The 12144-nt window shown below is 72.0% G+C and carries 13 protein-coding genes; 6 read left to right on the forward strand and 7 right to left on the reverse strand.

Going from position 1 to position 12144, the window contains the following annotated elements; genetic code table 11:
• Window positions 1-32 precede the first annotated feature (32 nt).
• On the reverse strand, window positions 33-1364 hold the full coding sequence (locus ACZ60J_RS35475) for an aminotransferase class I/II-fold pyridoxal phosphate-dependent enzyme (protein WP_469688294.1): 1332 nt from the start codon (window positions 1362-1364) through the stop codon (window positions 33-35).
• Window positions 1365-1399: 35 nt separating this feature from the next.
• Here ACZ60J_RS35475 and ACZ60J_RS35480 point away from each other — a divergent pair, with 35 nt between their 5' ends.
• On the forward strand, window positions 1400-2131 hold the full coding sequence (locus ACZ60J_RS35480) for a pyridoxamine 5'-phosphate oxidase family protein (protein ID WP_469688295.1): 732 nt from the start codon (window positions 1400-1402) through the stop codon (window positions 2129-2131).
• Here the strand turns inward: ACZ60J_RS35480 and ACZ60J_RS35485 are convergent.
• A complete protein-coding gene (locus ACZ60J_RS35485) occupies window positions 2118-3167 on the reverse strand; it encodes a DMT family transporter (RefSeq protein WP_469688296.1) in 1050 nt (349 codons plus the stop codon). The two genes, ACZ60J_RS35480 and ACZ60J_RS35485, sit on opposite strands and share 14 nt — an antisense overlap.
• A gap of 165 nt (window positions 3168-3332) precedes the next feature.
• Window positions 3333-4292: an EamA family transporter gene (locus ACZ60J_RS35490; protein ID WP_469688297.1), complete on the reverse strand. Its 960-nt coding sequence runs from the start codon at window positions 4290-4292 to the stop codon at window positions 3333-3335.
• Between the two features lie 192 nt (window positions 4293-4484).
• On the opposite strand from ACZ60J_RS35490, the gene ACZ60J_RS35495 reads away from it, so the two are divergent.
• Complete coding sequence (locus tag ACZ60J_RS35495) at window positions 4485-4913, forward strand: type II toxin-antitoxin system Rv0910 family toxin (RefSeq protein WP_469688298.1); 429 nt, start codon at window positions 4485-4487, stop codon at window positions 4911-4913.
• A 108-nt stretch (window positions 4914-5021) separates the two neighbouring features.
• Here ACZ60J_RS35495 and ACZ60J_RS35500 read toward each other — a convergent pair whose 3' ends face one another.
• Window positions 5022-5642, reverse strand: coding sequence for a PadR family transcriptional regulator (locus ACZ60J_RS35500; RefSeq protein ID WP_469688299.1), 621 nt, complete (start codon window positions 5640-5642; stop codon window positions 5022-5024).
• 378 nt (window positions 5643-6020) lie between these two features.
• On the opposite strand from ACZ60J_RS35500, the gene ACZ60J_RS35505 reads away from it, so the two are divergent.
• Entirely contained in the window at window positions 6021-6800 is a 780-nt protein-coding gene (locus ACZ60J_RS35505; protein ID WP_469688300.1) for a hypothetical protein, read from the forward strand.
• 77 nt (window positions 6801-6877) lie between these two features.
• On the opposite strand, the gene ACZ60J_RS35510 is transcribed toward ACZ60J_RS35505, so the two are convergent.
• Window positions 6878-7369, reverse strand: coding sequence for a nucleotidyltransferase domain-containing protein (locus tag ACZ60J_RS35510; protein ID WP_469688327.1), 492 nt, complete (start codon window positions 7367-7369; stop codon window positions 6878-6880).
• A 158-nt stretch (window positions 7370-7527) separates the two neighbouring features.
• Between ACZ60J_RS35510 and ACZ60J_RS35515 the strand changes: the two genes are divergently transcribed.
• The 3 genes from ACZ60J_RS35515 (at window position 7528) to ACZ60J_RS35525 (ending at window position 9255) form a co-directional block, all read left to right on the forward strand.
• Window positions 7528-8097 carry a hypothetical protein gene (locus tag ACZ60J_RS35515; protein ID WP_469688301.1) on the forward strand — a complete coding sequence of 190 codons (570 nt, stop codon included), beginning with the start codon at window positions 7528-7530 and terminating at the stop codon, window positions 8095-8097.
• 83 nt (window positions 8098-8180) lie between these two features.
• Window positions 8181-8357, forward strand: coding sequence for a hypothetical protein (locus tag ACZ60J_RS35520; RefSeq protein ID WP_469688302.1), 177 nt, complete (start codon window positions 8181-8183; stop codon window positions 8355-8357).
• 79 nt (window positions 8358-8436) lie between these two features.
• Complete coding sequence (locus tag ACZ60J_RS35525; RefSeq protein WP_469688303.1) at window positions 8437-9255, forward strand: PhzF family phenazine biosynthesis protein; 819 nt, start codon at window positions 8437-8439, stop codon at window positions 9253-9255.
• Between the two features lie 44 nt (window positions 9256-9299).
• On the opposite strand, the gene ACZ60J_RS35530 is transcribed toward ACZ60J_RS35525, so the two are convergent.
• Together ACZ60J_RS35530 and ACZ60J_RS35535 are read right to left on the reverse strand one after the other, a co-directional pair.
• Window positions 9300-10043 (reverse strand): CPBP family intramembrane glutamic endopeptidase, encoded by a 744-nt coding sequence (locus ACZ60J_RS35530; RefSeq protein WP_469688328.1) that lies wholly within the window; start codon window positions 10041-10043, stop codon window positions 9300-9302.
• A 206-nt stretch (window positions 10044-10249) separates the two neighbouring features.
• Entirely contained in the window at window positions 10250-11785 is a 1536-nt protein-coding gene (locus ACZ60J_RS35535) for a glutamate-cysteine ligase family protein (RefSeq protein ID WP_469688304.1), read from the reverse strand.
• Between the last annotated feature and the right edge of the window lie 359 nt (window positions 11786-12144).

Consider the following 12144-nt stretch of genomic DNA (forward strand, 5'->3'; position numbering starts at 1 on the left):
CCGCCCCCACACCCGCCCCTGACGCCCCGCCGTCAGTCGAGCCGCCCCCCGGCCGCCGGGCGGACGGCCGAGGCCACCGCCTCCGCCAGCCCCGGTACGTCCGCCGGGGACAGCGTCGACATCGTCATCCGCACGGCCGGCCCCGATTCCACCCGGAACCGGGCTCCCGGAGCGACCGCCCAGCCCGCGCCCAGCAGGCGCGTCACCACCGCCGTCTCCTCGGCGACGGGCACCCACACGTTCATCCCGCTCCGCCCCAGCGCGTGCACCCCGCGCCGGGCCAGCGCCGCGACCAGTCCGTCCCGGCGCTCCCCGTAGGACCGCGCGACCGCCGCGTGGTCGACCGCTCCGGCCTGCCACAGCTCCACCGCGGTGTACTGCAGCAGCCTGCTCACCCACCCGGGGCCCAGTCGCTGCCGCCCGCGGACCCGGTCGAGCGTGACCCCGTCACCGGTCAGCACGGCGAGCCGCAGGTCCGGTGCGTACGCCTTCGCGGTGGAGCGGATCAGCACCCAGTGGCGGGTCACCCCGCCGAGCGCGTGGAGCGGCAGGTCCACGATGCCGTGCCCGTGGTCGTCGTCGATGACCAGCACCTCGGGGTGGCCGGCGAGCACCGCCCGCAGCTCCGCGGCCCGCCGCGCGCTCACCACCGCCCCGGTCGGGTTCTGCGCCCGGGCCGTGACGACCAGCGCCCGGAGCCCGTGCGCCAGCGCCCGTTCCACCGAGTCGGGCAGCGGCCCGTCGTCGTCCACGGCCACCGGCACGACCCGTAGGCCCAGCGCGGGGACGAGGTCGAGGACGCTCCCCCAGCCCGGGTCCTCGACCCCGACCGCGTCGCCGGGCCGCAGGTGCGCGGCCAGGACCCGTTCGATGCCGTCCAGCGCTCCCGAGGTGACCGCCACCTCCCCGGCCGGCACCCCGTCCGCGTCGAAGGCGGCTCTGGCGAGCCGGGCCAGCTCCGGGACGACCGGGTCCTGGCCGTAGAGCGTCGGCCCGGCGGCGTACCGGCGGGCCGCGCCCGCCAGCGCCTCGTCCAGCGCGGGCAGCAGCCGTACGTCCGGGTTGCCGGAGGCGAGGTCGCGCACCCCCGCCGGGACCGCCATCCGCAGTTCGTCGCGCGGCGCGGTCGCCGGGCGGGCCCGCACCCGGCTGCCGCGACGCCCGTCGGTCTCGATGACCCCGCGTTCGCGCAGCGTGCGGTACGCCGCCGCCACGGTGTTGGGGTTCACCCCCAGCACACCGGCCAGCTCCCGCATGGGCGGCAACAGCGCTCCCGGCGCGAGCGCGCCCGAGGCGACGCCCGCTTCCACACTCGCGGCGATTTCCGATGCGCGCCGCCCGACGATCAGATACTCTCCTAGCACAAAGCCAAGTATGCACTAATACAACGGAGAACGCGATGAGCGTCACCCCTGTCCCCGAGAACATCACGGGAACGCCGACGGCCGCGGCGGCGCCCCCGCCCGCCGAGCCGTCGGCCGCCGGGTACGCGCCCACCGGCCGCACCGTGCCCAGCCGGTACCGCGACCGCGCGCACTACGACCACGAGACGGTGCACTCGATACTGGACGCGGCCTACCTCTGCCACCTCGGCTTCATCCGCGACGGCGCGCCGGTGGTCCTGCCGACCCTCTACGGCCGGGTCGGCCAGACCCTCTACGTGCACGGCTCCACCGGCTCGGGTCCGCTCCTCGCGGCCGGCAAGGCCGACCCGGGGCTGGCGGTCTGCCTCACCGTGACGCACCTCGACGGCCTGGTCCTGGCCCGCTCCGCCTTCCACCACTCGCTCAACTACCGCTCGGTGGTCGTGCACGGCACCGCCTACCAGGTGACCGACCCGCAGGAGCGCCGGATCGCGCTCGACGCCCTCGTCGACCAGGTCGTCCCGGGCCGCTCGGCCGACTCCCGGCCGGCGAACGCCAAGGAGCTCGCGGCCACCGCCGTGATCCGTCTGGACCTCGACGAGGTGTCCGCCAAGGTCCGCACCGGCGGCCCGGGCGACGACCCCGAGGACGTCTCCCTGCCCTACTGGACGGGCGTGGTCCCGGTCGCGCCGGCGTACGGGACCCCGGTCCCGGCCGCCGACCTCGCCCCGGGCATCCCCGTCCCGGACTACATCACCGCACTCTGACGGCCGCCTCGGCGGCAAGGGCGGGCCGGACCTCCGGCCCGCCCTCCGGCATGTGCGGGTCCCGGACGCCCGCCGGCCGCCGCGCCTCGGCGGCGATCAGCGCCCCCACGGCCGTCAGCAGGAGTACGGTGCCCAGCGCCACCGGTCCGGTCAGCCGCTCCCCGAGCACCAGGACGGCGATCGCCGCCGCGCCGACGGGCTCGATCAGCATGATCACGGACACCGTCGCGGCCCGCACCGCGGCGGCCCCGCTGAAGTAGAGGGCGTAGGCCAGCGCGGTGGGCACGGTGGCCATGTAGGCGAGCAGCCAGAGCACCCGGACGGGCTCCGCGGTGTGCGGCACCAGCCCCTCCACCAGGGCGAACGGCAGCAGGCACGCCGCGCCCACCCCCACCGACCAGACGGTGGTGACCAGCGGCTCCCCGCCCGTGCCGCGCCGCCCGAGCAGCCTGGCCCGCAGGGTCATGGCCCCGTAGCCGGCGGCGGACAGCAGCGCCCAGCCGACGCCGAGCGGCCGCACCTCGCCGCCTCCGCTGCCGAGGACGAGTACGGCCAGCCCGGCCAGCGCCCCGCCGACCGCGAGGATCCCGCCCCGGCCGAGCCGCTCCCCCATCCAGTAGCGGGCCCCGAGGGCGATGAGCACGGGACCGGATCCGAGGGTGACCACGGTGGCCACCGCGAGGCCGGTCTCGCGCACGGCGGCGAAGTACGCGGACTGGAAGAGGGTGAACAGCAGCCCGGTCCCGATGAGCGACCCCACCGAGGCCCGCGCCCGGACGGCACGCCCCGCCGCCCCCGCGCCCCGCGGGCGGCGGCGTACGGCGAGGACCGGGAGCAGCACCGCCAGCCCGCCCGCGCACCGCCAGAACGACAGGGCGAGCGGACCGAGGTCACTGGCGAGGTAGAGCAGCGAGGCCGCCGCCCCCGCCGTGCCCCAGGCGGTTCCGGCGATGACGAGGAAGAGCAGGCTGCGCCCGGTGGCGGGCGCGTGGTCCGAATGGACCGGGTGATCCGACGGGATCGACTGAATCGACACGAGAGGTCTCCGCGCGTGCGTGAAGGATGAAAGGAGCAGGTCATCGCTTCGCGGGCAGCGCGAATCCGCCCGGGTCACGGCCCGGGCCGGGTTCTCCTACGTGGTGGCAGCCGCCCGCGCTAGGCGGCGGGAGGCGGAAGCACGGTCGTCGGCATGATCGAGAGCCTAGACCTTGCTCGGGTCGCGGTCCAGGGCGGCCACCGGTTCCGCGACCCCTGGCGCGGTCTGCCGGGAGGTCTGCGCGATGAAGGCCCCGCCCAGCACGAGCGCGCCGCCGATGATCTGCCAGGTCGAGAGGTGCTCACCGAGGAGCACCCAGGCCAGTACGGTCGCCACGACCGCCTCCAGGCAGGCCACCACACCCGCGACCTGCGGCGACAGCTTGCGCACGGAGACCACACCGGTCAGGTACGCGAACACCGTGGCGATCAGCACCACCCAGCCGAGCAGCACCGGCGCGGGCACGGTCAGGTCGCCGAGGGCCGCGTCGCCGCCCAGTACCTGCCAGTCAATCTGCCAGGGCCGGGCGATCACGGTCATCACGAGGGTGCCGACGATCATGCCGTACGCGATCATGCCCATCGGGTCGGGCACGTCGTCCCCGTCACTGCCCTGGTCGGCGAAGACGAAGTAGAAGGCCTGGCAGCAGGCGGCCGCGAGGCCGAGCAGTACGCCCAGCAGGTCGAGGCTCAGCCCCGCCCAGATCTGCACCACGCAGGCGAGGCCCACGACGGCCACGGCGGCGCCGGCCGCGGCGGCCCGGGTCACGGGCCGGCGCTGCACGAAGCGGATCCAGCCGAGCAGCAGCGCCGGGCCGAGGTACTCCAGCAGCAGGGCCACGCCGACCGGTATCCGGGACAGCGAGGCGAAGTAGAAGGCCTGGACGCCGGCCACGGCGACGAGCCCGAAGCCCGCGAGCAGCAGGGGTTTGCGGCGTACGAGATCGCGATGGCGCCAGGCCAGCGGGGACAGCACGAGCGCCGCCCCGGCCACCCTGAGCCAGACCATGTGGAGCGGGTCCAGACCCGCCTCGATCAGCGGCTTCGCCGCCACACCCGAACCACCGAACGCGATCGCCGAAATGAGGGCGAGGCCCAGTCCGGCATGTCTCCCTGACGCTTGCATTCGGACATCATGGCAGGCCGCGTCAGGAGCGACAGACGCGTGACACCTGTTGAGACGCTCCCGAGACCGACCCGACACCGGCGGGGTCCGCATCCACCCCGCCTCCCAGAATCTGACAGGTCGTCAGTCTTGAATGTTGCGTCCGCCGGGACTACCTTCCGCCGCACGTACCTGACGAGAAGGGGTGGTCGCATGGCTGAAGTCACCGCGGAATCACGCATCGAGGCGTCCGCCGCGAAGCTCTGGTCCCAGCTGACCGACTGGGACGCTTACGGCCAGTGGAGCATGACCCACACCAACTTCCCGAAGGGCGGCCCCGAGACCCTGGCGGTGGGATCCACCTTCGCCGAGAACATGAAGATGATGGGCTTCCCCGCCGAGGTCCTCTGGACGGTCTCGGAGCTGGAGGACGAGCGCGTCTTCGCGATCACCGGCAAGGGCCCTATGGGCGTCGCCGTCCTGACCCGCTACACCCTGATCCCGGACGGCGGGGCCACCACGGTCCGCATCGACGGCGAGTTCTCCGGCGCCGCGGTCGCCCTCATGGCGGGCAAGCTCAAGGACTCGGCCACCGCCGCCCTGAACGAGTCGCTCCGCAAGCTCTCCGGCCTGGTCGCCTGAGCCCCACCCCCGAACGAGCAGGCCCGTACCCCCACGGACACGACGGCGCGCCCCGCGAGGAATCCCGCGGGGCGCGCCGTCGTACCGGAGGATCCTCCCGGCTCGCACTCAGTGCTCGTCGGCCAGGATCAGGTAGAGCTTCTTACGGGCGTCGTTGATGACGGCGAGGGCCTTCTCCCGCTGCGCGGGCGTGCCGGTCTTGAAGACCTGCCCGAAGGCCTCCATCAGGCCGAAGCCGGCCGTCCGGACCTCGTTCATCGCCTCGAAGTCGAAGCCCCGGCCGGCCTCCGCCCAGGGGGCGTCGGGGCCGGACTCGGCCTCGGTGCGACCGGCGTCGGTGAGCGTGAACAGCTTCTTGCCGCCCTCGCTCTCACTCGTGATGAGGCCTTCGTCCTCCAGCAGCTGCAGGGTCGGGTAGACCGACCCCGGGCTGGGCTTCCACGCCCCGCCGCTGCGCTCGCCGATCTCCTGGATCATCTCGTAGCCGTGCATCGGCCGGTCGGCGAGCAGCGCCAGGATCGAGGCGCGCACATCACCCCGCCGGGCCCGGCCCCGCGGTCCACCGCGACCACCGCGCCCCCCGAAGGGCCCGCCGCCGAAGGGCGGCCCGAACGGCCCGAAGGCGGCACGCCGCCGCTGAAACTCCTCCCGACGGTCCGGCCCGCAGTGGCCGTGACCCCGTCCGTGCTCATGCCCGTGGTCGTGTCCGTGCTGTCCGTGTGAACGCATGACTGCGCTCCTTTCCTCTTCGGTGCTTGGTTGTCACTGATGCGATGCCTCTACTATCACTGACCCATCGCGATGCGTCAACGATATATCGGAAACTTCTTCAACGAACACCCTCCGAACAGTCCTCGGATGTCCTGTCTCACGCAATCGAGTCGTTCGAGGTCACTCATGTCCGGGGCGGATGCGGCGGGAGACCGGCTGAGGTTCTGCACGGCCTACCGCCGGATACTGCGGAAGGGATCAAGCCCCGGCCGGAGTTCGATCCGACACGGTGCTCGTGGGCCCAGCGCGAGCAGGACAAGGCAGGGCCTGACGCGTGACTCCGGGGAAGTTCCGCCAGGGCTGTATCCCGCTCGCGTCTCTGGCTAGCCTGCGGACATGACGGAGCACCCTGGGTTCGGCACGATGCTGGCGTGGTTGCTGGACCACAGAGAGTCCGGCGCGCAGGATTTGGCCGACCACGCTGAGCTGAACGCAGACGAGGTCCGTGCAGTGCTGGCAGGAGATGGCCCCGGCGAGGAACTGCTCCGGCGGCTCGCTCCCGCACTGGGATTTCACACCGTCGATCTGTTCATCCTCGCAGGGCTCGCGGTCCCGGATGACATGGCGCCGTTGGACGCCGCGGCTGTGATGTGGGTGAAGAACGCAGCGACGGATACGGCGAGGCTCCCCGCAGCGGGACGCCGTGCACTCCTGCAGGTGATCCGCTCAATGCCGCAGGAGGAACGGCGTTCCGGCTTCGTACCGAATCCGATCATGCCCCTCGCTGGCGGCCCGGGCGCTCAGGTGATCCGCATGCTCCAGTACCGCAACCTGAACTGGTCGGGAATGGCGCAGACGCTTGCGTCCGTGACGCCCACATACCTGTCGGCAGCCACCTACGGTGTGATCAGCTCTGATCGCAAGGCGCTGACCCCACGCTTGGTGGTGGACATCGCTGCTGTGTTGGGCATCGATGCGCGCGACCTGGCCGCGCTGACGGGTGTCATTCTGCGTGAGGTACCCCCGCCCCCGACCCCGGAGGCCATGGACATCGCAGACCTGCTGTGGGAGGCGCGGCGTCTGTCCGCCGAGCAGGCACGACGCGTCTCCGAGCTTGCACGCTCCACGCGTGGATACTCCCGCGACACACACGTCATGGATGTGCCCGGCCTCTGAGACCTTCCAGCAGTCCTAACGGAGCAGGTCATGTGAGAGCGGTATGCAGACGACCAACTGCGTCGAGACAGGACACCTCAGAAGTGGGTGGCGATCCCGAAGACCCGGCGGAGTTGAGCCATGTCATGCCGATCGCGGCCCCTGGGCTCGTACCCCTGATGGAAGGAGACCTGCTGCTCGGCGGACAGGCAGGGGACAGCCGTCCCCTCGACCGTGCCCGTCACGAAGCACGAGGCGGGATAGACGAAAGGCCGCTCCGGTTCGAGTGACACCTGCACCGCCGAGCCGTCGCCTCCGAAGACGAGGGGATGAAGGTCGATCTCTCGGCCGTCCGGAGCCGTCACGACGAACCGGACGGGCCTCCAGCTCAGGCTCTCCACGAAACCCGCCCCACGGAGAGCAGCCACCACGTCGGCTTCCTGCTCTTGCCGATGCATCAGGTCCAGGTCGCGATGGTCCCGGGTCTGCTCGCCGACCAGAGTATCGATCCCCCATCCCCCACCGATCCAGACATCCACCCCTGCCCGTCGCAGCAGAGTCAGGACGGACACCACGTCTTCAGCCGTCATCACGCGACGCAGGCTAGAACCGACCACCCCGGACAGCGAACGATTTCCTCACCTGCAGCCCAGCCGATCAGAACCTGCCTCCCGGAACGGTCGAGGCCGGCGGTGTCGGAGGCCTTGGTTACGGTTGCCGGGTGAACGGATCAGAAGCATCAGCTGGCGTGCCCACCCTCTCCGGCGAGTTGCTGCCTCTTCTGGCTGCCGAAGCAGCGGTCGTCGACTTCTTTGCCGGCGTCGCGGACCTCGACGCAACGGATCCGGCCGACTGGCTGCTGGAGGACGGCGTCCGGCTCGACTCCGGGGCTCGACTGGAACAGTTCGCCCGGGCGGGTTCCGGGGACGCGTTCTGCTTCGTCGGCGAGGGCGGCGAGGAACGCCCAGTGGTGTACGTGAGCCTCGACGGTGAGGCCGGACCGCTCGCCATCGGACTGCCGGAGCTGATGCGGCTTTGCCTGGTGGCACCGTGGTGGCGCGATGCCCCCGGGCAGACACCCGGACGCCTCCAGGCGATTGCCGACGAGTACCGGGAGGACGTACCCGACCTCGACCGGCGCCGCGACCTCGCGGCCCGGGCGCTCGGTCTCGATCCGGCCGGACTGCCGTCCGAGTCGGAGGTTCTGGCCCGACTCGTAGAACTCTCCCAGGGCCCCGTCGCTGTGGCCTGCCTAGTCGTCGGGTACGAGGGTGATCCGCTCGACCCCTTGTTCGACCCCAGCCCCGACCTGCTCTGACCGGCCGACTTCTCGGCCCGGGGGCGTGTCGAAGAGTCGCCCGCAGCCTGCCGGCCGGCGGGCCCGACGGGCACCTGCTCGACGTGCCGGCCTCCGAGCTCCCCCGTCTGCTCGTCGGCGTCGAGCGCGACCTGACCGAGTTTCTCGCGGCCGCGACGGGCTGGATCGCCGAGCAGCTGCCCGGCCACTCCGTTCCGCTGGCCGGGGCCCTCGCCCGCGTTCTGGCTCTGCCCGTGCGCCCCGGTACGGGACGGTTCTGACTGCCACCGGCGGCGACCAGTCCAGTCCTCCCGAATTGGCCTTTGCAGCCGGCTCCGCCGCGTCCCTACGGTCGAAGGCATGCGCATCCGAATCGTCGACGCCTTCACCGACCGCCCCTTCGGCGGCAACCCCGCCGGGGTCCTGCTCCTCGAGGACGGGTTCCCCCGGGACGCCTGGCTCCAGCAGGTCGCCGCCGAGGTCAACCTCTCCGAGACCGCCTTCGCCCACCCCCTCCCGCCCGGCGGCGAGGCGGACTGGGCGCTGCGCTGGTTCACCCCGGCCGCGGAGGTCGACATGTGCGGCCACGCGACCCTGGCCACCGCCCACGTCCTGGCCACCAGCGGCCTGGCCACGGGGACGGTCCGCTTCTCGGCGCGCTGCGGCATCCTGAAGGTCACCGCCGCCGAGGACGGGACGCTGGTCATGGACTTCCCGACCTCTTCCCTGACGGAGGTAGAGCCGGACGCCGCCGTGGAGCGCGCACTGGGCGCCACAGCCAAGTCGGTCCACGACACCTCCGAGCACATCGGGGACCTCGTGGTGGAGCTGGCCGACGAGCGGACCGTACGGGAGCTCACGCCGGACCATGCCGCCCTGCGCGGCTATGCCCGGCGCGGGGTCATCGTGACCGCGCCGGCCGAGGACCCCTCCCGCGGCTACGACTTCGTCTCGCGCGGCTTCTTCCCCGCGGTCGGCATCGACGAGGACCCGGTCACCGGCAGCGCCCACACCGCGCTGGCCCCCTTCTGGGCACAGCGGCTGGGCCGCACGGAGCTGGTCGGCCTCCAGGGCGGAGCCCGCACGGGCCTCGTCCGGGTCCGGCTGCAGGGCGACCGTACGCTGCTGATCGGGCGCGCGGTCACGGTCCTCGACGGCGAGCTGCTCACCGCACCGTAAGGGCCGGGCGACCGTACAGCCAGGCCGCCCCGGCCGCCGGCCGCCTACGGCGTGGGCAGCCAGCCCACCTTGCCCGCCAGCAGGGCGTATCCGCCGAAGGCCACGATGTCGAGCAGCGCGTGCGCGACGACCAGCGGGCCCACCCGGCCCCAGTGCCGGTAGGCGAGGACGAAGACGACGCCCATCACCACGTTGCCGATGAAGCCGCCGATGCCCTGGTAGAGGTGGTACGAGCCGCGGAGCACGGAGCTGGCCACCAGCGCGGCCATCGGCGACCAGCCGAGCTGGCCGAGCCTGCGCAGCAGGTAGGCCAGCACGATGACCTCCTCCACCACGGAGTTCTGCACCGCGGAGAGGATCAGCACGGGGAACTTCCACCACACGTCGGGCAGCGCCTCCGGCACCACCGTGAGGTTGAAGCCGGTCGCCCGCGCCCCCAGGTAGAAGGCCAGCCCCGCACTGCCGATGCAGGCGGCGACGAGCGCGCCCCGGCCCAGGTCCCACCAGGGCCGGGTGCGGTCGAAGCCCAGCACCTTCAGCCCGGGCGCACCCTCACGGGTCAGCAGGTGGGCGACGAGCAGGACGGGGACGAGCGCGCTCGCGATGCCGAACAGCTGCCAGGCCAGGTCCAGCCAGGGCCGGCCGGGGGCGTACGAACCGTTGAGCGTGGCGGCCTGGTCCTTGAGCCCGCCCGGCTTGGTCAGCGAACCGATGAAGCTGATCAGCGCCGAGACCCCGCTCGCGCCCAGGGACAGCGCGAGCACGAGCAGCGTCTCGGAGCGCAGCATCCTGCGCTCGCTCGCACGCCCGCCGAGTTCGAGCTCCCCGACCTCCGGTTCCGGCTCCGTCCGCACGCCCGTCTCCCGTCCCGCCACCGCTGCGACATCCCGCGGGGCGTCCCGCCCCGATCACCCCATACTGCCTCCTCCACGGGCCAAGGGGATCACCGGACGGGACCGGACGGGACGACACACGACGGCGCCGGACCCCGGGATCAGTCCACGTCCGCCGCTCCGGCCCCCGCGGCGCCACCCCCCAGGCCCGCCGGCCAGGTGTGCACGGGATCGCCCCGGTGACTCAGCTCGCTGTAGCGGCGCGTGGTCGCGGCGAGCGCCGCGTCCCGCTCCAGGCCGCCCGCGAGCGCCCGGTGGTACGTGTCCACCTGCCAGGTGGCGCCGTTCACCCGGCGCCGGCACCGCTCCTCGATGATGCCGAGGTAGTGGTCCCGGTCGGCGGGCTCGATGCCCCACGCGTCCAGTCCGGCGGCCGCCATCGGCAGCAGTTCCTCCAGCACCAGCCGGACCGCGGGCACGCTCGCCAGTCCCCCGCCCCGGCCCCGGCGCGGCCAGCGCAGCCGGGCGTCGATGCCGTAGCGGCAGGCCGCGTCGAAGTTGGCCTCCGCCTCCGCGAAGGGCAGCCGGCTCCACACGGGGCGCTGCTCGTCCGCGAGGGTCCGTACGAGCCCGTAGTAGAAGGCGGCGTTGGCGACGACGTCGGCCACCGTCGGGCCGGCGGGCAGCACCCTGTTCTCGACGCGCAGGTGCGGCACCCCGTCGGCGACCCCGTAGACGGGCCGGTTCCAGCGGTAGACGGTGCCGTTGTGCAGCACCAGCTCCTGCAGGCTCGGCACCCCGCCCTCGGCGTGGACCCGCAGCGGCTCCTCCTCGTCGCAGATCGGCAGCAGGGCCGGGAAGTAGCGGATGTTCTCGGCGAAGAGCTCGTACGCCGAGTCCACCCACCGCTCGCCGAACCAGGTGCGCGGGCGCACCCCCTGCGCCTGGAGCTCGGGCGGCCGGGTGTCGGTGGCCTGCTGGAAGAGCGGCGGCCGCGACTCCCGCCACAGCTCCCGCCCGAACAGGAAGGGCGAGTTGGCGCCGACGGCTATCTGTACGGCCGCCACCGCCTGGGCCGCGTTCCACACGTCCGCGAAGCGTGCCGGGGTCACCTGCAGGTGCAGTTGTACGGAGGTGCAGGCGGCCTCCGGCACGATCGACCCGGAGGTCCAGGTGAGCCGCTCGACTCCCTCGATGTCGAGGACGAAGTCCTCTCCCCGCATCATCAGGATCTGCTCGTTGAGCAGTGAGTAGCGGTCCACCGCCGAGAGGTTGGCGGTGACCAGGTCGGTGCGGGAGATCGTCGGCAGAATTCCGATCATGACCACCCCGGCGTCGACCTCCAGCGCCTGCCGGTGGGCGTAGCCGAGACCCGCACTCAGTTCCTCGGCGAGCTGGTCGAATACCCGGCCGCCGAGCCGGTGCGGAAGTACGTTCACCTCCAGGTTGAACATTCCCAGTTCGGTTTGGAAATCGTTGCTCGCAATACGCTCGAGGACCTGCGCATTCACCATTCTCGGCAACCCGTCGGCACCCGCGAGATTCAACTCGATCTCCAGCCCCATCATGTTCTTGGGGCGATCGAACCTCTTCTCCTCCAGAAGTCGCTCCAGTACCTCCAGGCACTCGTGAAGCTTCCTCCGGTACCTTTGCCGATCGGACAGGTCGAATCCGCCCGCCACGACCTTCTCCCCCATCGGAGCGTCCCTCCTCGACTGGGCCCGGCCGGTGGGCAGTGGATCCCCCGCCCGGGCGCGCGTTACGGTCGATGATGCCCCGGCGGCGTGATCGATAACGCGGAAGGGGTGCGACTGGCGGGGAGCGCGCGCCGGTTTGGCCGACGGGCGCTTTGGCACATTCACCTGGCAAGCACGATTCTGCAAATACACCGTTGACTTTGCCGGTTATCGATAACCGATGCTTTTCAGCCGAGCCCCCATCCGGTAACCTCCGAGGTCAGCGCGGAAATTTTGCGCGCACCCGGCATGAATGCCACGTCAGCGGGACCGGTATCCGCCTTGTCGGAAATAGGCGGGACAGCTAGCCGAAACACTGC

The organism is Streptomyces sp. NPDC104226, from assembly GCF_055584085.1.